The organism is bacterium (assembly GCA_004299235.1).
Classification (GTDB): Bacteria; Chloroflexota; Dormibacteria; order Dormibacterales; family Dormibacteraceae; genus SCQL01.
Genome location: SCQL01000031.1, coordinates 323,128 through 342,717, shown reverse-complemented (window position 1 = coordinate 342,717; position 19,590 = coordinate 323,128). Strand labels below are relative to the sequence as shown.

Sequence of the window (19,590 nt, the reverse complement as noted above, 5' to 3'; positions counted from 1 at the left end):
CAACCGGTGCGCTAGGTGCGCTTGATCACGTCGCGTTCCATCTGCGCCACGGCGCGCGAGACGGTGCCGGCCAGGGGGGACTTGGCCTGGCGAAGCGCCCACTCCAGCTGGCGCACCAGCGAGTACAGGCTCTTCATCGCTTTGACGGCGTCGCCGATGTCCACGCCGGCGGGGAGGGGGATCTGGTCCAGCGGCTCGCCCGAGGACCAGCGGAAGGCGAAATCGATGTAATCGTGCGAAGGCGGTCGCAGGTTCGGCTCGTCGAGATCGGACTCCATGTCGGCGAAACGGAAGTACAGGGAGCGGAACAGCCTCGCGGTCTGCGCGACGGCGGGCGTCGGATAGCGGCGAGGCGCGCGAGCCTGGCCGCTGGGCTCGCCGCGTCGATGGCGCGGGCCGTTGCGGTCCTCGGCGGCGAGCATGACCAGCACGGCACAGAGCTCTTCCGGGGTGAGGCCTTCCAGCCAACCCTGCCACACCGCCTCCGCGACCAGCAGCGTGTTGTCACCGTAGACGCGCGAGGCGAACAGGCCCTTGTCGGTGGGCCGGTCCTGGGCCAGGAATCCGGCCTCAGTGAGGATCTTGCACAGGCGGCGGAGCTTGCGCGCGTATTCATCCATCTGGCCCGTCACCTCGCGCTCGCCTCCCTCGAGCTCCTTCTGCAGGGCGCGGATCTCGCCGTACTTCTGCAGCAGCTCGCCAAACCGCGGCGAGCGGACCACCTTGAGCTTCCGCTGGCGCTCCAGCAATCCCTTCGCCTCGACCTCGAGCCGCTGCACCAGTCGGCCGGCCGAGCCGAGGGCGCGCGTGTGCCGTCCGACATGACCGCGACGCCCCCTGCGCTCGGCCCCGGCCTCGCGGCGCAGGCGCCTGAGTTCGATCCGGATCGCGCGACGCCGGTCCTCGAGCTTGAAGTACTGGGCCACATCCTCGATCGAGACCTCGCGCTCGCCCCACATCTGCCGGATGTCCGCCAGGCGTGAGCGCACGTTGACCAGCCGTTCCTTCGTCTGCTCGGCCGCGAGCCGCTTCTGGAACTGCCCGAACGAGCGCTGCATCAAGGCCTCCGCCGCCTCGGGCGTGTACACGCGCAGGAGGTTCAGCGCCATGTTGTAGCTCGGCAGGAATTTCGACTCGACGACCAGGGTCGGCCCCATGGCGACCTCGTAGATCGTGCCCACCTCGACGTCGGACTCCTTGAGGATCACGCCGTGGCCGATGACGTCGATGCCACGCCGGCCGGCTCGTCCCATCAGCTGTGTGAGCTCACCGGTCGTCAGGTTGGAGAAGCTGACGCCGTCGAATTTGGTGAACGAGGAGACGACGACGCCGCGGGCCGGCATGTTGATGCCGAGCGACAGCGTCTCGGTCGCGAACACCACCTTGATCAGGCCGCGCTGAAAAAGCTCCTCGACCATCTCCTTGTGGTAGGGCAACAGGCCCGCATGGTGCTCGGCCATTCCCCGCCGGAGCAGGCGAGCGTCGACCATGCGCCGGAACAGCGCCTCCTCGTCGTGGTCCTTGAGTCTCTGGAGCCGCTCGGCCGCGACGCGGTCGATCGCCTCCTTCTCGGCCGCCGTCGTCAGGTCCAGCTCGTGGTACGAGCAGCGCTGGAGGGCTTCGCGGCAGCCGCGCCGCGAGAAGATGAAGTAGATCGCGGGCAGCATGTCGAGGCCGCGCAGCCCTTCGATCACGTGCAGCAGATCGTTCGAGGGCAGCCCGCGGTAACCCCCGATGCGATAGGACGCTTCCTCTTCCTGTGCGGCCTTGCTCCAGGTTCGCTGGTCGATGCCGCCGTCCTCTTTGAACAGGGGGAGGAACCGGTTGTTGATGGCGAGCCACATCTTCAGCTCGACCGGGCGCACGTCGTGGAAGACGGTCTCCATGCCGCCGCGGTTCTCCGCCATCCAGTCCGCGATCTCCTGGTAGTTGCCGATGGTGGCGGAGAGCCCGACGAGCTTGAGGGTCGATGGCGCCTGGATGACGATCTCCTCCCAGACCGAACCGCGCGGGAAGTCGTCGATGTAGTGGACCTCGTCGAGGACGACGTAACGGACGAGGTCGAGCCGCTTGGGGTCCTCGTAGATGAGGTTGCGAAGGATCTCGGTCGTCATCACCACCACCGGCGCCTCGTCGTTGATGGTGTTCTCGCCCGTCACCAGTCCCACCATCGATTCGCCGTACGCGCGGACGAAGTCGTGGTATTTCTGGTTGCTGAGGGCTTTCAGCGGGGTCGTGTAGAGGACCTTCGAGCCGTCTGTCAGGGCGCGAAAGATCGCATACTCCGCGACGATCGTCTTGCCGCTCGAAGTCGGCGCGCTGACCAGCACGCCGCCGCGACCAAGGTCCAGCTTGTCGATGGCCTCACGTTGGAAACCGTCGAGCTTGAAAGGCAGGCCGGCCTCGAACTCATCGACCAGCGAATCGACGGTTTTCACAGCCGGATCAGTTCGGTGGAGACGTTGGTGATGCGAGCGCCGTCACTGTGCGACTCGATGTAGGACAACGACGCCGCCAGCACCTCATCAGCGTGACGGCCGTCGCCGCTCACCGTGGCGACGGCCAGCTCCGCGAGCTGCCAGCGGTCGAGCTCGCCCACCTCGGCGGCGGCGACCTTCAGCTCCTGGCGCAGTCGCCGGAGCAGGCCGCTCACGATCTGGCGCTTCGACTTGAGCGACCCGCTTTCGGGCAGGTGCAGGACGACGCGCAGCAGGCCGATGGTCAAGGGGGAGGACATCCATCGGCTAGATTACGTTTCGTGAAGGCGGGAGCATCCGAGTTGGGCGAGCTCGGGCGCGACCTGGTCAAGGCCTCCTATCTGAAGGGCGATTTCGTTCTTCGGTCGGGGAAGCGCTCGAATCGCTACTTCGACAAGTTCCTGTTCGAGACCGATCCCGTGCTGCTTCGCCGGCTCGGCCGGCATCTCGGCGCCCTGGTGCCCAAGGAAACGCAGCTGCTCGCGGCGCCAGAGCTCGGCGCCGTGCTGCTCGGGGGTGCGGTCTCGATGGAGACGGGCCTCCCGCTGGTTCTCGTCCGCAAGGAACCCAAGGGGTACGGGACCTCCAAGCAGATCGAAGGACGTTTCGCACCGGGCCAGAAGGTCACGGTCATCGAAGACGTGGTCACGACCGGTGGCGATTCGCTGCGGTCGGCGCAGGTTCTGCGTGACGCCGGTGTCGAAGTCATCCACCTGGTCGTCGTCCTCGACCGGGGCGAGGGCGGCGAGGAGAACATCGGCGGCGCCGGCATCCCTTACTCGCCCCTGTTCCGAATCCAGGACCTGGAACTTGACTGACCTCCTGATCAAGGGGGGCACGGTCTACACGCCTGAGGGTCCACGCGAGGTGGACGTGCATGTCACGGGCGGCGTGATCACGAGCGTCGAGGCCGGCCTCCCGGCGGGCGCCGGTGCGACCGTCGTGGACGTGCGCGGGATGTACGTGCTGCCGGGGGCGATCGACGTCCACGTCCACAGCCGCGATCCGGGATTCCCGGAGAAAGAGGATTTCGGCACGCTGACCGCAGCCGCCGCCGCGGGCGGCGTGACCACCGTGATCGACATGCCCAACACCGTGCCGGCCGTCGATGCCGCCGGCGTGCTCGAGTCGAAAGCGGCCCTCGCCCGCCCCAAGGCTCGGGTCGATTTCGGCCTCTGGGGCCTGATCCGCTCGAGCTCGACGCCGGACCAGCTGGAGAGCCTGGCGGCCGCGGGCGCAACGGGCTTCAAGGCGTACCTCGGCTATGCGTTCAGCCTCAGCCGCAAGCAGGTGCTCTACTCGCCCGACGGCGGCGATCCGGACCTGGAGGCGCCTCCCGACTACGGAACGCTGGCGCGTCTGGCGCCGGAGGTGGCCCGGCTCGGCCTGCCGCTGGTGATCCACGCGGAGGATCCGACCATCCTGGCCGCCTTTCGGCGGCCGCTGGCGACGTATGCGGACGTGCTCGATTCGCGCCCGCCCGACGCCGAGGCGGTGGCGATCTCGGCCGCGGCCGCCATCGCGAAGGAAGCCGGCGTGCGCCTGCATGTCGCCCACCTGTCGAGTGCGCTGGGGTTGAGCGCGGCCGAGGACGCGATCAGGGCCGGCAGCCCGCTGAGCCTGGAGACCTGCCCGCAGTACCTGTGGTTGTCGGATCAGGACTACGGCCGGCTCGGCACGGCGATGAAGGTGTTCCCTCCCATCCGCACCGCCGCGGATCGCGCCGCCCTCGTGGAGGCGGCGTCGAAAGGGGTCATCGGCATCATCGGCACCGACCACGCACCGCATACCGATGAGGAGAAGGCGCGGACGCTCGACGCGGCGCCGGCCGGCAGCCCGGGCGTCCAGACCCTGTACGTGAGCTGTCTCGAGCTGGCGAAGCAACTCGGCGACGTGTGGCTCGCCCCTCGCTGGATCTGCGAAGGGCCGGCGGCTCTCGCCGGCCTGGGCGAGAGCAAGGGCGCGATCGCGCCCGGATACGACGCCGACCTGGCGATCGTCGACCCCAGGCGCAAGACGGTGGTGCGCCCGGCGCAGATGCGCTCGCGCCAGCGACACGGGGCCCTGGACGGCAAAGAGTTCAGCTTCGCGATCAAGGACGTGTACGTGCGGGGCGTGGCGGTGGCGCGGGACGGTCGCAGGGTCGGCCGCGCCGCGGGTCGCATGGTGAGGCCCGCGCGCCGCAGCCGCTGACGGCTCCCGGCAGGCTCTGTCCGGAAGATCAGGCCTGGGCCCCGGCGCCTCGGAAGATCGGGTTCTGGGCCAGCTCGCGTTCCAGGCTCGTCGCCGGTCCGTGGCCTGGATAAACGGCGGTGGCCAGCGGCAGCCGGAACAGCTTGGTGCCGATGCTCATCATCTGGCGGCGGAGGTCGGTCTCAGGCCTCTGCCGGCCGATGCCCCCGGCCAGTATCGTGTCGCCGACGAAGGCGTGGTTGGCGACCACGAAGCACAGGCTGCCGGGCGTGTGGCCGGGCGTGTGCATGACCGCGAGCTTGAACTCTCCGAATTCGAGCTCGTCGCCGTCGACCAGGTAGCGGTCCGCCGAGCGCAGGAACTGCTTGGCGTCAGCCGAATGAATCGCTGTCAGGCCGCCCGCGAGCTCCTTGACCGCGTCCTTGCCCGCGACGTGACCGGGATGGCAGTGGGTGGCCAGGATGTACCGCACCGTCAGGCCCGTGAGCTGGTCGGCGATCTTGTCCGCCGGCAGGCCGGGGTCGACCACGACCGCCTCCTTCGTCGCCGAGCAGGAGACGATGTAGGCGTTGACCTCGCGTTCGAGCTTGACCTTGACGATGGCCAGTTTCGGCATCGATCAGTATTTACCTCAATGGAGCACGCCGCTGCAGTCGGGTTCGCCGCCGCACTCTTGCTGGTGTGCCTTTTCTGGATCTATGGCTACGTCAGGCGACGTGCTCGCAAGAAGTACTGAGCGCTGGGCGGAGGGCCTAGTCGTGGGCCTCGCCCTGCACCTTGATGCGCAGGGCGTCGAGCGAGTCGAATTTGTCCAGCGCCGGCTTGGAGCGCGCCCGGTCGGGATACTTGGCCGTCTGGATCGCCTCCACCAGAAGCTCGATCTCGTCGGGGGTGAAGTTCAGGGTTCGATAGACGACTTCTTTCACCGGCTTCGCGTGCCGGTCGACCGCGTCCCGGATCACATCGTCGGTGTCGGTGACGACCTGTGGCCGGGTCGGCCGGAAGAGCTCCTCGGAGCCGGCAAGCGACACGCGTTTGAAAGTCGGCATCACCTGTGATTCTCCAACACCCTGGCCGCCAGCGCACGGTACGCCTTCGCTCCGTCCGAGTCGCGGGCGTACTTCAGGATCGATTGTCCCGCGAGCGGAGTCTCGGCGAACCGGATGGAATCTGTCACGCCGAACTCGTACACCTTGTCTCCGTATTTCTGCCTCACCGCCGCCAGCACCTCCTGGGAGTGGAGGGCGCGGTGCTTGTAGAGGGTCGGCAGGATGCCGATGAGCTCGAGGCGCGGGTTGAGACGCCGCTTGACGCGTTCCATCGTGACCAGGAGCTCCTGCATGCCCCTCAGGGCAAGGAACTCAGCCTGCAGCGGCACCAGGACCTCGTCGGCGGCGACCATGGCGTTGATGACGATGAGATCCAGCGACGGCGGGCAGTCGATGATGATGAAGTCGTACCGCCTCTGCGCCGGCTCGAGCTTGTCCCGCAGGATGCTCTCGCGGCCGATCTCGTTGATCAGCTGGTTTTCGGCCCCGGCCAGCTCGATGTCCGCCGGCACGTAGTGGACGCCCATCTGGGGGGCCTCCTGCACGACGTCGGTCACCGTCGTGTCGGGGTCGACCAGCAGGTGGTACACGGTCTTCTCGATATCGCCGGGCGGCTTCATGTACAGGGTGAGGTGGCCCTGAGCGTCGAGGTCGATGAGAAGCACCCTCTGGCCCAACTCCGCCAGGGCGGCGCCGAGATTGACGGCGGTGGTGGTCTTGCCCACACCCCCCTTTTGCATGGCGACGGCGATCGTTCGGGACAAGAGTGGTTGGAGTCTAACGGAAGATGGGCTTTTCGGCCGTCCCCAACCCGGGGCTGCAGCCCGCGAGTCTAGAATGGCCGCGGTGTTCGTGATCCCCCTGATCGCTGCGGCGGTCGGCGGCGCCTTCGCCGCCGCTGTCGGCCGCCAGTATCTGAACCGCCGCAAACCCTACCAGGCGATCTGGGCGCTCGCCCTCGCCATGTTCGCCGCCGCGGCCCTCTTCGAAACCGCCGGCCAAGCGGCCGGGTGGTCCGACGCCACCTACAAGGGCTACTACCTGTTCGGCGGCGTGCTCAACGTGGGCTGGCTCGGCCTCGGTTCACTGCTCCTTCTGACATCGGCCCGCCCGGGCCGGTACGCCATCGGGGTGATGGCCCTGATCTCGATCGTCGGGTTGGTCCTGGTGATCGCCGCACACACCGACAGCGCCCTGCTGAGGGCACCGGTGCCGGCGCGCGGGGCGATCGACGTCCCAGCCGTGCTGCCGCTGGTCACCAACCTCGGGGGGTCGCTGCTGCTCATCGGCGGCGCCGCGTGGTCGGCGTGGAAGGCGGCTCGGGGCGGAGCCCCTCGAAACCGGGTGGTCGGGCTGGGCATCCTGGCGGCGGGCGCATTCATCGTCGCCGGCGGCCACAGCTACGCCCAGACCAGGGGCGTCTACGTCGCGCAACCGTTGAGCGAAGCCCTGGGCATCGTCGCGATGTTCACGGGCTATCTCGTGGTGGAGGCTCGGCGCCGGGTGACGAACCCGACGGCGGCGTAACCGGATTGATCATCGACATCATCGTCGTGCTCGTCCTGGTGGTGGCCCTTTTCGTCGGCTACCAGAAGGGTGTGATCCAGCCCCTGCTGGCCGAGATCTTCTTCTTCGGCACCCTCCTCGCCGTGTTCCGCTTCCACGACCAGTACACGGCCGAGGCGGCCAAGCTCCTGCACCTCAATGCCGTCCTGAGCGTCTTCGTCGCCCTCATCCTGGCCGTGGTCATGGGTGCGATCGGTGGCGGGATCGGCGGCGCCTTCCACCGCATGGAGGCGATTCGCGGCATCGACGGGCTCCTCGGCGTGTTCGTCCACGTCGTCGTGACCGGGGTGGTGGTCTACCTGGCCGTCTCCGCCCTGGTCACCCTCGACAACGCCTTTGAGCCGGCGTTGAAGAGCGCGAGCCTCACTCTGACGCAGGTCAACCAGCTCGAGTCGGAGATCCTCTCGAACCCGATCACCTCGGCGATGGTCTCCAAGCAGGACCTGGCGACCCTCAAGGCCGCGGGGGCCAAGGCCTCGGGAGCCCATCTCGACTCGGTGGCCGGTATCCACCAGCTGCAGCAGATCTACACCGACTTCCTCCAGCCTCAGCTGCACAGCTCGCGCGTGGTGCCGATCATCTTGCGTATCGGCCACCATCTCCCCTTCATCGGTCATGTCGGGCCGGGCGACCTGAAACCGCTGCCTTCGCCGTCGCCCACTCCGAAGGTGACCCCGACACCCACCCCGCACACGTAATGCTCGACCTGGCGCTGACCGAGGAACAGGAGCAGCTCGTCGCCACGGTCCGCGATTTCTGTGCCCGGGAATTCGCTCCCAGCATCCAGGCCAACGACCGCGCGGGCCGGCACGATCCCGAGATCTTCGCCAAGCTCGCCTCGATCGGCCTGCCCGGTGTCTGCTTCCCCGAGCGCTACGGCGGCCATGGGCTTGACTATTTGTCGCTGGGACTGGTCTGTGAGGAGCTCGAGTACGTCGACACCGTCTACCGGACGGTGCTCTCAGTCCATGTCGGGCTGGTCGGGATGGGGCTTTACACCTGGGCGACCGAGGCGCAGAAGCAGCGGTGGCTGGTGCCGATGGCCTCCGGCGAGAAGCTTGCCTGCTACGGCCTGACCGAGCCCAACGCCGGCTCCGACGTGGCGTCGATGCAGGCGACCGCGCGGCGGGCGGGCGACGCCTACGTCCTCAACGGGCAGAAGGTGTGGGTCTCCGACGCCGACACCGCCGACTTCCTGCTCATCTTCGCGAAGACCGACCCCAAGGGAGGTTCTCGAGGCGTGTCCGCCTTCATGCTCGAGCGCGCCGCATGCGGTCAATCGCTGCGCACCGAGCCGATCGAGGACCGTCTCGGCATCCGAGCGGGAGACGTCGGCTCGATCTTCATGACCGACGTCGAGGTGCCCGAGGCGAACCGGATCGGCGACGAGGGCGATGGCTTCAAGATCGCCATGAGCTGCCTCGACAACGGCCGCTTCACGGTGGCCGCCGGGGCGACCGGCACGGTTCGCGCCTGCCTCGATGCGTCGGTGAAGTACGCGCGCGAGCGCAAGACCTTCGGCCAGGAGATCGGTCGCTACCAGCTGGTGCAGCAGATGATCGCCCGCATGGCCCGCGACTACGAGATCTGCCGGCTCCTGTACTTCAAGGTCGCGTGGATGAAGAACACCGGAGTGCGCCACACCCGCGACGTTTCGATGGCCAAGCAGTACGCGACCGACGCCGCTTTCAACGCCGCTCACGACGCGATCGAGGTGCACGGCGCGTACGGATACTCCGCCGAGTACCCGGTCGAGCGCTTTCTGCGCAATGCGCGCGCTCCGATCATCTATGAAGGCACGCGCGAGGTGCACACCATCCTCCAGGGTGAGTACGCGCTCGGTTACCGCCAGGACCGCCCGGTCAAGAAGTCCCTGCCGCCCTACTCAGCCTGATCGGCCGGATGGCCACGCTGACCGCAGCCGCCCGGCCGTTCGGGCGCCGGCTCGGGCATCTCGACCTCGCCCTCCTATCCGTTTACTGGATCGCGATCGGCTACCTGTGGACGAGTCTCGGCGGTCTGATCATCCCCGACCTCGTCCTGCAGCTGGCGGGCAGGGAGCACGAGGGCGTCGCATTGGGCTTCCTGGAGGGCATCGGGTCGCTCATGGCGGTGATCTGGCAGCCGGTCGTGGGAGCGGTCTCCGACCGGACCCGCAGCCGCTTCGGGCGCCGCCGCCCGTTCATCGCCGTCGGCACGGCGGGCGACGTCGTCTTTCTCATCGGGCTCGCGCTTTCAGGCAGCTACTGGATCGTCGTCATCTTCTACTTCCTCCTGCAGACCGCCTCCAACACCAGCCAGGGCCCATACCAGGGGTTGATGCCCGATGTCGTGTCCGAGCCCCAGCGCGGGACGGCCTCGGGCTACTACGGCGTCGCCAACGTCGCCGGCCTGCTTTGCGGCACGGTCGGCGCCGGCTTCATCCTGGCCCAGGCCGGACGCACGGTGGCGATCCTCAGCATCTGCGGCCTGCTCCTCGTCACCATGCTGCCCACCGTGCTGCTGATCCCCGACCGCGTGCCACCCAGCGAGGCCCAGTTCGGCGGCATCAGGCACGCGCTCTTCACGACGTTCGCGCGCCCGCTGCGCCTGCCGAGCTTCCTGTGGCTGATGGCGTCGCGGCTGCTCATCCTCATGGGGCTGGTCGGGGTCCAGAGCTTCGTCTTCTTCTATTTCAGCAACGTCTTCTTTCAGGGCAATCGCCACGCCACCATCACCGCCAGCTACACGCTCCAGGGCCTCGTGATCGCGTGCGCCTTTCTCGTCTCCCTGCCCGCCGCGCGGGCCTCAGACCGCTTGGGCCGGCGCCCCTTCATCCTGGTCGGCGGCCTCCTCGGCGCCGCCGGCGTCCTGATGCTGGTCTTCAGCCACTTCGAGCTCTTGCCCGTCCAGGCGGTGGAGCCGCTGGCGGACGCCCTGAACGTCCCCGACCTCGCCGCCCAGGCCTCGCTGGTGGGAATCCTGATCGGGGTCGGTTACGGCTTGTTCTTCGCCGTCGATTGGGCTTTCATCCAGGACGTGATTCCGTCCGGTGAGGCAGGGCTGTTCATGGGCTTCAGCAACATCGCGACCGCGGGATCCGGGGTCATCGCCCGCTTTGTGGGAGGATTCCTCCTCGACCCGTTCAACGCCGGTCCACACCTGCTGGGCCTGCCGGGCGGCTACCCCGTCATCTTTTCGGTTTTCTGCGCCTGGTTGCTGATCGGTGCGTTGTTGATCCTCAAAGTGCCCGAAAGGAGAAAGCAGTGAACCTCGATGGATTGCAGCCGTGGGGCGGTCTGGCCGGAGGCTCGCCGGAATCCGCGGACGTCGTCATCACCGGCATCGCGTACGACGGATCCGCGGTTTACCGCAAAGGCGCGGCGCTTGCGCCTGGCCGGATGCGCAGCCTGTCGGCGGCGATGCCGCCGGTGACCGAGGACGGTCGCCTGCTGACCGGACTCCACGTCCACGACCTGGGGGATCTGGACGCGGGAGCCGACATCGAGGCCGGGTGGGCGCGAGTGGCGGCGGCCCTGGCTCAGATCCCGACGGCCGCGCTGCTCACCGTGCTTGGCGGGGACCACTGCACCGCCATCGCCACCCTCGCGGCGCAGGTGAAGCGCCACCCGGACCTCTCGGTGCTGTGGGTCGATGCGCATCCCGACCTGTGCGATTTCTCGCGCGGGGGCCGTTGGACCTGCGGTTGCGCTCTGCGTCGGGCCCTCGACGTTTCCGGGCTGGATCCGGCCCGCGTGGTGATCGCCGGCGGCCGGGACTACGACGCCGAGGAGCTCGAATTCATCGCCGCGCACGGCATGCTGCTGGTCCATGCAACTGAGCTGGCGGGCGATTGGGCGCGATCGGTGCAGCGCATCGCCGACCGCCTCGCCGGGACCACCCTGCACATCTCGCTCGACATCGACGTGCTGGACCCTGCGTTCGCCCCCGGGACCGAGATCCCATCTTCAGGCGGACTGACGACCAGGCAGGCGCTCGACCTGCTCAGGGCGGTCACGGACCGCTCGAGCCTGGTCGGCTTGGACGTCGTCGAGGTGTCGCCCCCGTTCGACAATGGGGACATCACCACGTTCGCTGCGCTCAAGCTCATCTTCGAGGCCTGGGGGATGTCCCGCGCCGCCGGGCGCGCCCAGCGCGCACAGCCTGCCCATGGAAAGCGCTGACGTAGTCATCGCCGGCGGCGGCATCATGGGCTGCGCGCTGGCCTATCAGCTGGCCAAGCGGCGCCTGGACGTGATCGTGCTCGAGCGCGAAACCCTTGGTTCGCAGTCCACCGGCAAATGCGCGGGCGGGGTGCGGCAGCAGTTCTCGATGGAGGCCAACGTCCGGCTGCAGCGCATGTCGGTGCGGATGCTGCAGGCGTTCGAGCAGGAGACCGGCCACCCGGCCGACTTTCGCCAGATCGGCTATCTGTTCGTGCTCACGCTGCCGCAGCAGGTCGAGGACTTCCGCCACAACATGGACATGTGGCATCGCGTCGGCCTCAACGAGGCGCGTTGGGTCGACGCCGCCGAGGCGGCGCGAATGGTGCCCGTGCTGAACGTCGACGATGTACTCGGCTGCACGTTCTGCCCGAGTGACGGAATCGCGAGCCCGGCCGACGTCACATCGGGTTACGCCGTTGCCGCGAGGCGCCACGGCGCCCGGCTGAAAGAGGGCGTGGAGGTCATCGGCGTCGATGTCGCCTCAGGCCGCGTCCAGGGAGTGCGTACGTCCAAGGGCGACATCGCGACCCGGCTCGTCGTCAACTGCGCCGGCGCCTGGTCGGCCTCGATCGGCCGCATGGCCGGCCTCGAGATCCCAGTGCTGCCCTTCCGCCGGCACATCGCGGTCACGGGCGCCTTCCCCGCCGTACCGCGCACGATGCCGATGACGGTCGACTTCCGGACCTCGCTTTACTTCCATCCCGAAGGCGATGGCGTCCTGATCGGCATGAGCGATCGGGAGGAGCCGCCGGGGTTTGTCACGGACGTCAACTGGGATTTCCTCGAGAAGATGTTCGAGCAGGCCGCGCGCCGGGCGCCGGCTCTCGCTGGAGCGGGAGTCAAGACCGCGTGGGCGGGCCTCTACGAGACGACGCCCGACCACCAGGCGATCCTGGGGCCGGTGCCGGAGCTGGAGGGGTTCTGGTGCGCGGCGGGGTTCAGCGGCCACGGTTTCATGCAGGCGCCGGCGGCGGCGCTGCTGCTCACCCAACTGCTGCTCGACCATCGATCCGAGATCGACATCGCGCCGTTCGCCTTCACGCGCTTCGCCAAGGGCTCCTTGGTCAAAGAGAAGAACGTCATCTAGATCGCAAGCGCTTCCCCATGGCGGCCGGAGTCCCCCGGCGCCGGGGGATCGGGAAGTCAGCCGCCAACCGGCCGGACTACCGCTTGAAGGCCAGCGCCAGGATCATCAGGCCGACGCCGCCCAGGAGCAGCACCCCGGAGCAGCCGATCTGGACCACCGTGTAGACCAGGCCGCCGGTGGACGCATACGTGGCGGCGATCTGGGCTCTCCGGCGGCGGGTGCGAAGGGCGGCGGCGATTCCGGCCACGCCCAGCAGCACGGCGAGCAGCCCGAGGCCGAAGCCGCCGGCGGCTTGTCCAACCATCAATGGGCTCTCAGTATGGCCTCAGCTAGCATTCTGACCCTATGGCCAGCATTCTCCTGCTCGGCTCGACCGGCTTTTTCGGACGTGGCGTCGGGCACAAGCTGATCGACGGCGGCCACCAGCTCCGGGTGCTGGTCCGCGACCCGCTGAAGGCGGCCGCGTTCAAGGTGCGGGGCGCCCAGGTGGTCGTCGGCGACGCCCTGAACCCCTCCGCGGTCATGGAGGCCGCCCAGGGCATGGAGCACATCATCAGCCTCGTCGCCGTGCGCCGGAACCGCCCGCAGTCCTACCTCGCGGTGAATGTCGACGGCCCCCGCATCCTGGGCGAGGCGGCGAAAGCGGCGGGGGTGAGGTCGGTCGTCTTCGTCAGCGCGATCGGTGCCCGGCTCGACCCGCACTACCGCTACCTCACCTCGCGCTGGATGGGCGAGCAGGAACTGGCCAAGACCGGCGTCGCGGGCACGATCCTCCGCTTCTCCTTCGTCCTGGCCGAAGAGGGCGGAGTGCTCAGCGTCTTCGAGCGCGCGGCCGGCTTCGGACCGGTCCTGATCATCCCCGGCACGGGTCAGGCGCGCTTTCAACCGATCCTGCGTGAGGACGCCGCGCGCTGCGTCGTCGAGGCGGTCTCCCGGCCGGAGCTGCTGGGCAAGATCATCGAGCTCGGCGGGCCTGAGGTCGTCACTTACGAGGCCATGCTGGACTGGTTCATCCAGGCGCGGGAGATCAAGAAGCCCAAGCTCAAGCTGCCGACCGCGCTGCTGCTGCCTGGCGCCATCGTCATGGAAACGCTGCTCACCGATCCGATCGCGACACCGGACGAGATCAACACCATCCAGCTGGACAACGTCGCCGACGGTCTCGACTCGGTCACCGCGCATTTCGGCTGGCGGCCCACCGCGCCCAGCTCTTGGGTGCCGGCGCACTGGAAGAAGCGGGCTCGCTGAGGGTTCGCGCGTTCTTCGGGCTGCGGTTGCCCGACGCACAGCGCGAGGCCCTGGACCGCTACCTCGCCACGTGCTCGGCGGCGGCGCCCGATTTTCGATGGACGCCGGCGGCCAACCTGCACCTGACCGTGCGCTTCATCGGCGGTGCCGATCGCGCATTGGTGGACGGCATCGCCGACCGGCTCGGGCAGACCGCGCTGGCTGGTTTCGAGGTCGAGCTTGGCGAGCTCGGCACGTTCAAGCGGGGTCGGTTGACGCGGGTGGTCTGGCTTGGGCTGCGCGCCGGCGCGGCCGCGGCGCAGACGCTGGCGGCGCAGGTCGAGGACGAGTGCTCCAGGGCGGGGCTGGCTCCCGAACAGCGACCGTTTCAACCGCACCTGACACTGGCTCGCGCCCGGCGTCGGGACGGCGCGGTGCTGCCCGCCGTGGCGGCGGCGCCTGAGCTCGAGCCCTGGCGCGCGGAGGAGCTGATCCTGTACGCGAGCCACCTGAGCCGATCCGGGGCGGTCTACGAGCCGCTGCGCCTGCTGCGGCTAGGTTGAGAGGGCTCCCGCTTCGGCGCATTCCAGGTCTTGCTCGGGACGGGCACCGCTGACTCCGATCGCCCCCACGACCTTGCCCTCGCGCTGGATCGTCACGGATCCCGGTCCTGGGATCAAAGGCGTTCGGACCAGGCGGTCGACCGCGTGGAAAAATCCCGGGCGGTCCTGAGCGGTCTGCGCCAGCCAGCCGCCATCGCGCTGGAACATCGCCGCGCCGACAGCCTTCGCCTCCGCGATCTGCGGTGACAGCGGCACCGCGCCGTCCATCCGGCCCAGGGCGACGAGAAACCCGCCTTCGTCAACGACCACCGCCGTCACCTTGACGCCGAGGGCGGCCGCCTTCGCATGCGCTCTTTCGATGGCCTCTTGCGCGTCGTCGAAACTCAGAGGCATGGCTTGGGCTAAGTCTCGCATGGACCGCGGTGACGGCGTCGCCGCCTCGCTGGAACCGGCTACGAATTACGGGTTGGCGGCGAACTGACTTTCGGGCTTGCGCATCGCCGTGGCCGACCTTAGTGTTGACCACGGCCCCGAGGGACACGTTCAAGGGGGCAGGAACAGGCCGCAAGGCCGGTACCCGCTCTCAAGAGGCGATCCGTCGGGGTCATTGCTTTTTCAGCCGCCCCGCAAGCTGATCGCGCCGCCCGGCGTTAGGCTGAGCGCGATGACGGTCGCACAGCGTTCACCCAGGCGCCATCAGGCCGCGACCACGACGGCGGTCGAGGTTTCGATCGTCATGCCCTGCCTCAACGAGGCCGAGACGCTTGCCGCCTGCATCCACAAGGCGCAGCGGGCGATCGAGAAAGACGGGCTCGCGGCGGAGATCATCGTCGCCGACAACGGCAGCACCGATGGATCGCAGGTCGTCGCGAGGGAGCTTGGGGTTCGCGTGGTCGACGTCGCCGGGAAGGGCTATGGCAGCGCGCTGATCGGCGGCATCGACGCTGCTCGAGGCCGGTTGGTCATCATGGGCGACGCCGACGACAGCTACGACTTCACGGCCATCGGGCCGCTGATCGACAAGCTGCGCGAAGGGTTTGACCTGGTGGTCGGCAATCGCTTCCTGGGCGGTATCGAGCCGGGCGCCATGCCCTGGTCGCATCGCTGGGTCGGCAATCCGGTGCTCACCCTGATCAGCCGGCTGTTCTTCCACGCGCCGGTCGGCGACACGCACTGCGGTCTCCGGGGATTTCGCCTGGACGCTTACGAGAAGATGCGGCTGCGGGCGACCGGGATGGAGTTCGCCAGCGAGATGGTGATCAAAGCTTCGCTGAAGGGCATGCGGATCGCCGAGGTGCCGGTGACGCTGCGGCCCGACGGCCGCTCGCGCCCGCCGCATCTGCGCACCTGGCGCGATGGCTGGCGGCATCTGCGCTTCATGCTTCTGTTCAGCCCGCGGTGGCTGTTCCTCTATCCGGGCCTTGCGCTCTTCGCCATCGGTATCGGCCTGTCAGCGCTCCTGGTCGCGGGTCCGCTGCGAGTCGGCAGTGTGCGGCTCGACATCCACACGTTGCTCGTGGCCGGCTTTTTCGCCCTGCTCGGCTATCAGCTGGTGCTCTTCGCCGTCTTCACCAAGATCTTTGCCATCCGGGCCGGCTTCCACCCGCCCTACCCGCCGCTGCAGAGCGTGTCTCGCTACGTGACGCTCGAGGTCGGGCTCGGCGCCGGCGCGCTGATGGCGATCGTCGGCCTGGTCGCGCTCGTCGTGGCGGTCGCGAGCTGGGGCGCGGTCGGCTTCGGCAGCCTCAACCCGTCGCTGACGATGCGAGAGGTGATCCCCGCTCTGGTCCTACTGGCGCTGGGGACTCAAACCGTCTTCGCCAGCTTCCTGATCAGTATTCTCTCGATCGATCGCGACTAATAGACCGGCGACTCCGCCGTCACCGCCTCCAGCCACTTGCGGCAGGAGGTCAAGAAGCGCGCCGCCATCAGGCCGTCGAGCACGCGATGGTCGAAGGAGAAGCAGAGGTACATCATCGGCTTGATGCCGATCATCCCGTTGACCGCGACCGGACGCTCGACGATCGCCTCCATCGTCAGGATCCCCGCCTGGCCCGGGTTGATCACCGAGTAGCTGAACAGGGTCCCGAAGGTCCCGGAGTTGTTCACCGTGAACGTCCCGCCGGTGAGGTCGTCCGCCTTCAGCTGCTTGTTGCGGGCACGGGTGGCAAGGTCGTTGACCGCGCGGGCCAGGCCGGCGATCGACAGGCCGTCGGCGCGGCGGACGACCGGGACGACCAGCGTGCCCTCCAGGCCGACCGAGACGCCAAGGTTGATGTCGCGATGGACGATGAGCTCCGTCTCGTTGAAGGTCGCGTTCACGTCCGGATGCTCGCGGAGGGCTGAGACCGCGGCCGCCATCACGTACGGCAGGTAGGTCAGCGAGAACCCTTCCTGCTTCTGGAACGCCGATTTGTTGGCGGCCCGGTTCGCGACCACGCCCGACATGTCAGCCTCCTGGGTCTGCCAGGCGTGGGGGATGGTGGTCTTGGAACGGGTCATGTTCTCGGCGATCAGCCGGCGGACGCGGGTGAGCTGCACCACCTGGTCGCCCTCGCCCGGCGCGAACCTGGGCGCGGGGGCGGGAGCCGCGGGGGCGGCTTTGGCCGCGGCCGAAAACTCCCGCACGTCCTTCTTGGTCACACGCCCGCCGATGCCGGTCCCGGTCACCCTGGAGAGCTCGATCTTCAGCTCCGAGGCCAGCAGCAGCACCGCCGGCGAGTAGCGGTGCTCGCCGGTCTCGAGCTCCGCCGGTGGTGATGCGGGCGCGGCCGGCGCCGCGACGGCGGGCGGCGGCGGCGGCGCCGGTGGCTTGGGGGCGGCGGCCGTCACCTGGGCGGGCGCGGGCGCCTGGGCGGCCTCACCGTCGGCTCCGACCTCCACCACCGCGATCTCGGCCCCGGCCTGGACCGTCTCGCCCTCTTGGGCCAGGATCTCGCGCAGGATGCCGGTCACCGGTGCGGGCACCTCGGCGTTGACCTTGTCGGTGTCGACCTCGAGCATCGGCTCGAACTCGACCACCCTTTCCCCTGGCTTGACGAGCCACTTGGAGATGGTCCCCTCGTGGACTGACTCGCCGAGCTGGGGCATGACGACTCTTTGGGTGGCCATCTAGAACGCCGCCAGCTCTCTCAGCGCCTGGGTGATCTTCTCCGGGTTCGGCATGAAGAACTCCTCCATGGGCGCGGCGTAGGGCATGGACGGCACGTCAAGGCCGCCGAACCGCTTGACTGGGGCATCGAGCCAGCCCCAGGCCTGATCCGCGATGAGCGCCGCGATCTCAGACCCGATCGAGACGCTGAAGTTGTCCTCGTACAGGACCAGGCACTTGCCTGTCTTGCGTGCGGAGGCGATGATCGCGTCCTTGTCCAGCGGATAGACCGTCCGCAGGTCGACGATCTCGACGCTGACGCCGTCGGCCTCGAGGTTCTTGGCCGCCTCGAGCGCGTAGTGGACCATCAGTCCATAGCAGAAGACCGAGATGTCGCTTCCCTCTCGCACGGTACGGGCGACCTGCAGCGGGATGAGGTACTCGCCCTTCGGCACCGCCTCTTTGAACATGCGGTAGAGCCGCTTGTGCTCGAAGAAGAGGACGGGATCGGGGTCGCGCATCGCCGCCAGCAGCAGGCCCTTGGCCTCGTAAGGGCTGGACGGGATCACGATCTTCAGCCCGGGGGTGGCAAAGCGCGCCTCGATCGACTGGGAGTGGTAGAGCGCGCCATGCGCGTGGCCGCCCATCGGCGCCCGCACGACCATCGGCACGCTCCAATCGCCGTTGCTGCGATATCGAAACTTGGCGATCTCGTTGGTGATCTGGTTGAACGCCATGTGCGTGAAGTCGGTGAACTGCATCTCGGCCACCGGCCTCTTGCCGGCGATGGCCAGGCCGAGCGCGACACCCGCGATCGATGACTCGGCCAGCGGCGTGTCGATGACGCGTGCCTCGCCGAAGCGCTTCCGCAGACCGTCGGTGACCAGGAACACGCCGCCCTTCTGGCCGACGTCCTCGCCGAGGACCATGACACGGTCGTCGCGCTCCATCTCCTCGGTCAGCGCCGAGCGCAGAGCCGCGACCATGTTCATGTCCTCGGTCTCGATTCCGGCCGCGGGTTCGATCGCCTCGGGCACGTCGAGCCCGTAGACGTGCGTCAGAGCGTCCTCGGGGGCCGGGTCCGGCGACTGCATGCCGTCGCGGGTCGCCTTGGCGACCTCTTCCTTGACCCGCTCTTCGTACTCGCCGATCTCCTTGGCGGTCAGCACGCCCTCTTCGAGCAGCCGCTTCTTGAACTGCTCCAGGCAGTCGTTCTGCGCGAGCTGGTCGATCTCCTCCTGCGTGCGGTAGCGCCGCTGATCGTCCTCCGACGAGTGCGCGCCCAGGCGGTCGACCAGGCATTCGATGAGCGTCGGGCCGTGGCCGGCGCGGGCCCGGGCGACGGCTTCCGAGGCGACGACGTAGCACGTGACCGGGTCGCGGCCGTCAACCGTGACACCGGGAAATCCGTAGCCGGCGGCGCGCTGCGCCACGTGGTCGAGCGCGTACTCCTTGCGGAACGGGGTCGAGATCGCGAAGCCGTTGTTCTGGCAGACGAAGATCTCAGGCAGCTTGTAGACGGCGGCGAAGTTGAAGGCCTCGTGGGTGTCGCCCTCGGAGCCGGAGCCCTCGCCGTAGCAGGTCATGACGACCTTGTCGGTGCCGTCCATCTTGAGCGCGTAGGCGGCACCGGCCGCATGCACCATCTGCGTCGCCACCGGCGAACCGCCGGAGATGATGTTGAGCCGGGTGTCGGAGAAGTGCCCGGGTGTCTGCTTACCGCCGGACGCCGGGTCGGAGGCTTTGGCCAGCACCGACAGCATCAGGTCGAGCGCTGTCATGCCCATGCGCATGTTGAGCACGACGTCGCGGTAGTAAGGAGAGATCCAGTCGTACTTGGGCTTCAGCGGCCAGCCGACACCGATCTGCGCCGCCTCATGACCCGCGCACGAGATGATGAACGGCGCCCGTCCCTGGCGGTTCAGAACCTGGAAGCGGTAGTCGACCTGCCGGCCCAGCAGGATGTAGTTGAACCATTCCTTGAGGGTCTTCTCGTCGAGGTCCGTGTCACGCCATGCCACCGGCTCCTGGAAGCGCCACTCAGGCTTGAACGTCGAGCCCTTCGTCTTCACCGCCTGGGCCACCTGATGTCCCGCGTGGGCGCTGCGCAGGGGCGCCCCTGGCGTTTCGGT

At 68.1% G+C, this 19,590-nt stretch carries 19 protein-coding genes; 10 read left to right on the top strand and 9 right to left on the bottom strand.

Features of this window, described 5'->3' with window-relative positions:
* Window positions 1-11: 11 nt before the first annotated feature.
* Together EPN29_12050 and EPN29_12045 are read right to left on the bottom strand one after the other, a co-directional pair.
* Window positions 12-2,438, bottom strand: a complete 2,427-nt coding sequence (locus tag EPN29_12050; protein TAN31928.1) for a DEAD/DEAH box helicase — start codon at window positions 2,436-2,438, stop codon at window positions 12-14.
* Complete coding sequence (locus EPN29_12045) at window positions 2,435-2,725, bottom strand: DUF503 domain-containing protein (GenBank protein TAN31927.1); 291 nt, start codon at window positions 2,723-2,725, stop codon at window positions 2,435-2,437. Before EPN29_12045 ends, EPN29_12050 begins: the two co-directional genes overlap by 4 nt.
* On the opposite strand from EPN29_12045, the gene pyrE reads away from it, so the two are divergent.
* Window positions 2,531-3,295: an orotate phosphoribosyltransferase gene (gene pyrE / locus EPN29_12040; GenBank protein TAN31926.1), complete on the top strand. Its 765-nt coding sequence runs from the start codon at window positions 2,531-2,533 to the stop codon at window positions 3,293-3,295. The genes EPN29_12045 and pyrE overlap by 195 nt on opposite strands.
* Window positions 3,288-4,670 (top strand): allantoinase, encoded by a 1,383-nt coding sequence (locus EPN29_12035; GenBank protein ID TAN31925.1) that lies wholly within the window; start codon window positions 3,288-3,290, stop codon window positions 4,668-4,670. The genes pyrE and EPN29_12035 overlap by 8 nt, the downstream gene beginning before the upstream one ends.
* 28 nt (window positions 4,671-4,698) lie before the next feature.
* On the opposite strand, the gene EPN29_12030 is transcribed toward EPN29_12035, so the two are convergent.
* The 3 genes from EPN29_12030 to EPN29_12020 form a co-directional block, all read right to left on the bottom strand.
* Entirely contained in the window at window positions 4,699-5,286 is a 588-nt protein-coding gene (locus EPN29_12030) for an MBL fold metallo-hydrolase (GenBank protein TAN31924.1), read from the bottom strand.
* 136 nt (window positions 5,287-5,422) lie between these two features.
* Window positions 5,423-5,719 carry a hypothetical protein gene (locus tag EPN29_12025; protein ID TAN31923.1) on the bottom strand — a complete coding sequence of 99 codons (297 nt, stop codon included), beginning with the start codon at window positions 5,717-5,719 and terminating at the stop codon, window positions 5,423-5,425.
* Entirely contained in the window at window positions 5,719-6,483 is a 765-nt protein-coding gene (locus EPN29_12020) for a ParA family protein (protein ID TAN31922.1), read from the bottom strand. Before EPN29_12020 ends, EPN29_12025 begins: the two co-directional genes overlap by 1 nt.
* Window positions 6,484-6,663: 180 nt before the next feature.
* On the opposite strand from EPN29_12020, the gene EPN29_12015 reads away from it, so the two are divergent.
* Genes EPN29_12015 through EPN29_11995 form a run of 5 tightly spaced genes read left to right on the top strand, consistent with a single transcriptional unit; the run spans window position 6,664 to window position 12,577 of the window.
* Window positions 6,664-7,983, top strand: coding sequence for a hypothetical protein (locus tag EPN29_12015; GenBank protein TAN31921.1), 1,320 nt, complete (start codon window positions 6,664-6,666; stop codon window positions 7,981-7,983).
* Window positions 7,983-9,179 (top strand): butyryl-CoA dehydrogenase, encoded by a 1,197-nt coding sequence (locus EPN29_12010; GenBank protein TAN31920.1) that lies wholly within the window; start codon window positions 7,983-7,985, stop codon window positions 9,177-9,179. Before EPN29_12015 ends, EPN29_12010 begins: the two co-directional genes overlap by 1 nt.
* Before the next feature lie 8 nt (window positions 9,180-9,187).
* Window positions 9,188-10,534: an MFS transporter gene (locus tag EPN29_12005; GenBank protein ID TAN31919.1), complete on the top strand. Its 1,347-nt coding sequence runs from the start codon at window positions 9,188-9,190 to the stop codon at window positions 10,532-10,534.
* Window positions 10,471-11,448: an arginase family protein gene (locus EPN29_12000; protein TAN31918.1), complete on the top strand. Its 978-nt coding sequence runs from the start codon at window positions 10,471-10,473 to the stop codon at window positions 11,446-11,448. The genes EPN29_12005 and EPN29_12000 overlap by 64 nt, the downstream gene beginning before the upstream one ends.
* The gene (locus tag EPN29_11995; protein ID TAN31917.1) at window positions 11,339-12,577 is read left to right on the top strand and encodes an FAD-binding oxidoreductase; all 1,239 of its coding nucleotides are present in this window, start codon (window positions 11,339-11,341) and stop codon (window positions 12,575-12,577) included. Before EPN29_12000 ends, EPN29_11995 begins: the two co-directional genes overlap by 110 nt.
* A gap of 76 nt (window positions 12,578-12,653) precedes the next feature.
* On the opposite strand, the gene EPN29_11990 is transcribed toward EPN29_11995, so the two are convergent.
* On the bottom strand, window positions 12,654-12,881 hold the full coding sequence (locus EPN29_11990; GenBank protein TAN31916.1) for a hypothetical protein: 228 nt from the start codon (window positions 12,879-12,881) through the stop codon (window positions 12,654-12,656).
* A 41-nt stretch (window positions 12,882-12,922) separates the two neighbouring features.
* On the opposite strand from EPN29_11990, the gene EPN29_11985 reads away from it, so the two are divergent.
* Window positions 12,923-13,825 carry an NAD-dependent epimerase/dehydratase family protein gene (locus EPN29_11985; GenBank protein TAN31915.1) on the top strand — a complete coding sequence of 301 codons (903 nt, stop codon included), beginning with the start codon at window positions 12,923-12,925 and terminating at the stop codon, window positions 13,823-13,825.
* Window positions 13,582-14,367, top strand: a complete 786-nt coding sequence (thpR, locus tag EPN29_11980; protein ID TAN31914.1) for an RNA 2',3'-cyclic phosphodiesterase — start codon at window positions 13,582-13,584, stop codon at window positions 14,365-14,367. The genes EPN29_11985 and thpR overlap by 244 nt, the downstream gene beginning before the upstream one ends.
* Here thpR and EPN29_11975 read toward each other — a convergent pair.
* Entirely contained in the window at window positions 14,359-14,781 is a 423-nt protein-coding gene (locus tag EPN29_11975) for a heme-binding protein (protein ID TAN31913.1), read from the bottom strand. The genes thpR and EPN29_11975 overlap by 9 nt on opposite strands.
* 250 nt (window positions 14,782-15,031) lie before the next feature.
* Between EPN29_11975 and EPN29_11970 the strand changes: the two genes are divergently transcribed.
* Complete coding sequence (locus EPN29_11970; protein TAN31912.1) at window positions 15,032-16,228, top strand: glycosyltransferase family 2 protein; 1,197 nt, start codon at window positions 15,032-15,034, stop codon at window positions 16,226-16,228.
* Here the strand turns inward: EPN29_11970 and EPN29_11965 are convergent.
* Entirely contained in the window at window positions 16,225-17,478 is a 1,254-nt protein-coding gene (locus EPN29_11965) for a 2-oxo acid dehydrogenase subunit E2 (protein ID TAN31911.1), read from the bottom strand. The genes EPN29_11970 and EPN29_11965 overlap by 4 nt on opposite strands.
* On the bottom strand, window positions 17,479-19,530 hold the full coding sequence (locus EPN29_11960) for a tungsten formylmethanofuran dehydrogenase (protein TAN31910.1): 2,052 nt from the start codon (window positions 19,528-19,530) through the stop codon (window positions 17,479-17,481).
* Between the last annotated feature and the right edge of the window lie 60 nt (window positions 19,531-19,590).

Coding starts and splice junctions, on each gene's coding strand:
- EPN29_11990 (TAN31916.1), bottom strand. CDS start 12,881: ATGGTTGGACAAGCCGCCGGCGGCTTCGGCCTCGGGCTGCTCGCCGTG.
- EPN29_12030 (TAN31924.1), bottom strand. CDS start 5,286: ATGCCGAAACTGGCCATCGTCAAGGTCAAGCTCGAACGCGAGGTCAAC.
- EPN29_12010 (TAN31920.1), top strand. CDS start 7,983: ATGCTCGACCTGGCGCTGACCGAGGAACAGGAGCAGCTCGTCGCCACG.
- EPN29_11985 (TAN31915.1), top strand. CDS start 12,923: ATGGCCAGCATTCTCCTGCTCGGCTCGACCGGCTTTTTCGGACGTGGC.
- EPN29_11970 (TAN31912.1), top strand. CDS start 15,032: ATGACGGTCGCACAGCGTTCACCCAGGCGCCATCAGGCCGCGACCACG.
- EPN29_11975 (TAN31913.1), bottom strand. CDS start 14,781: ATGCGAGACTTAGCCCAAGCCATGCCTCTGAGTTTCGACGACGCGCAA.
- EPN29_11995 (TAN31917.1), top strand. CDS start 11,339: ATGGGGACATCACCACGTTCGCTGCGCTCAAGCTCATCTTCGAGGCCT.
- EPN29_12005 (TAN31919.1), top strand. CDS start 9,188: ATGGCCACGCTGACCGCAGCCGCCCGGCCGTTCGGGCGCCGGCTCGGG.
- EPN29_11965 (TAN31911.1), bottom strand. CDS start 17,478: ATGGCCACCCAAAGAGTCGTCATGCCCCAGCTCGGCGAGTCAGTCCAC.
- EPN29_12025 (TAN31923.1), bottom strand. CDS start 5,719: ATGCCGACTTTCAAACGCGTGTCGCTTGCCGGCTCCGAGGAGCTCTTC.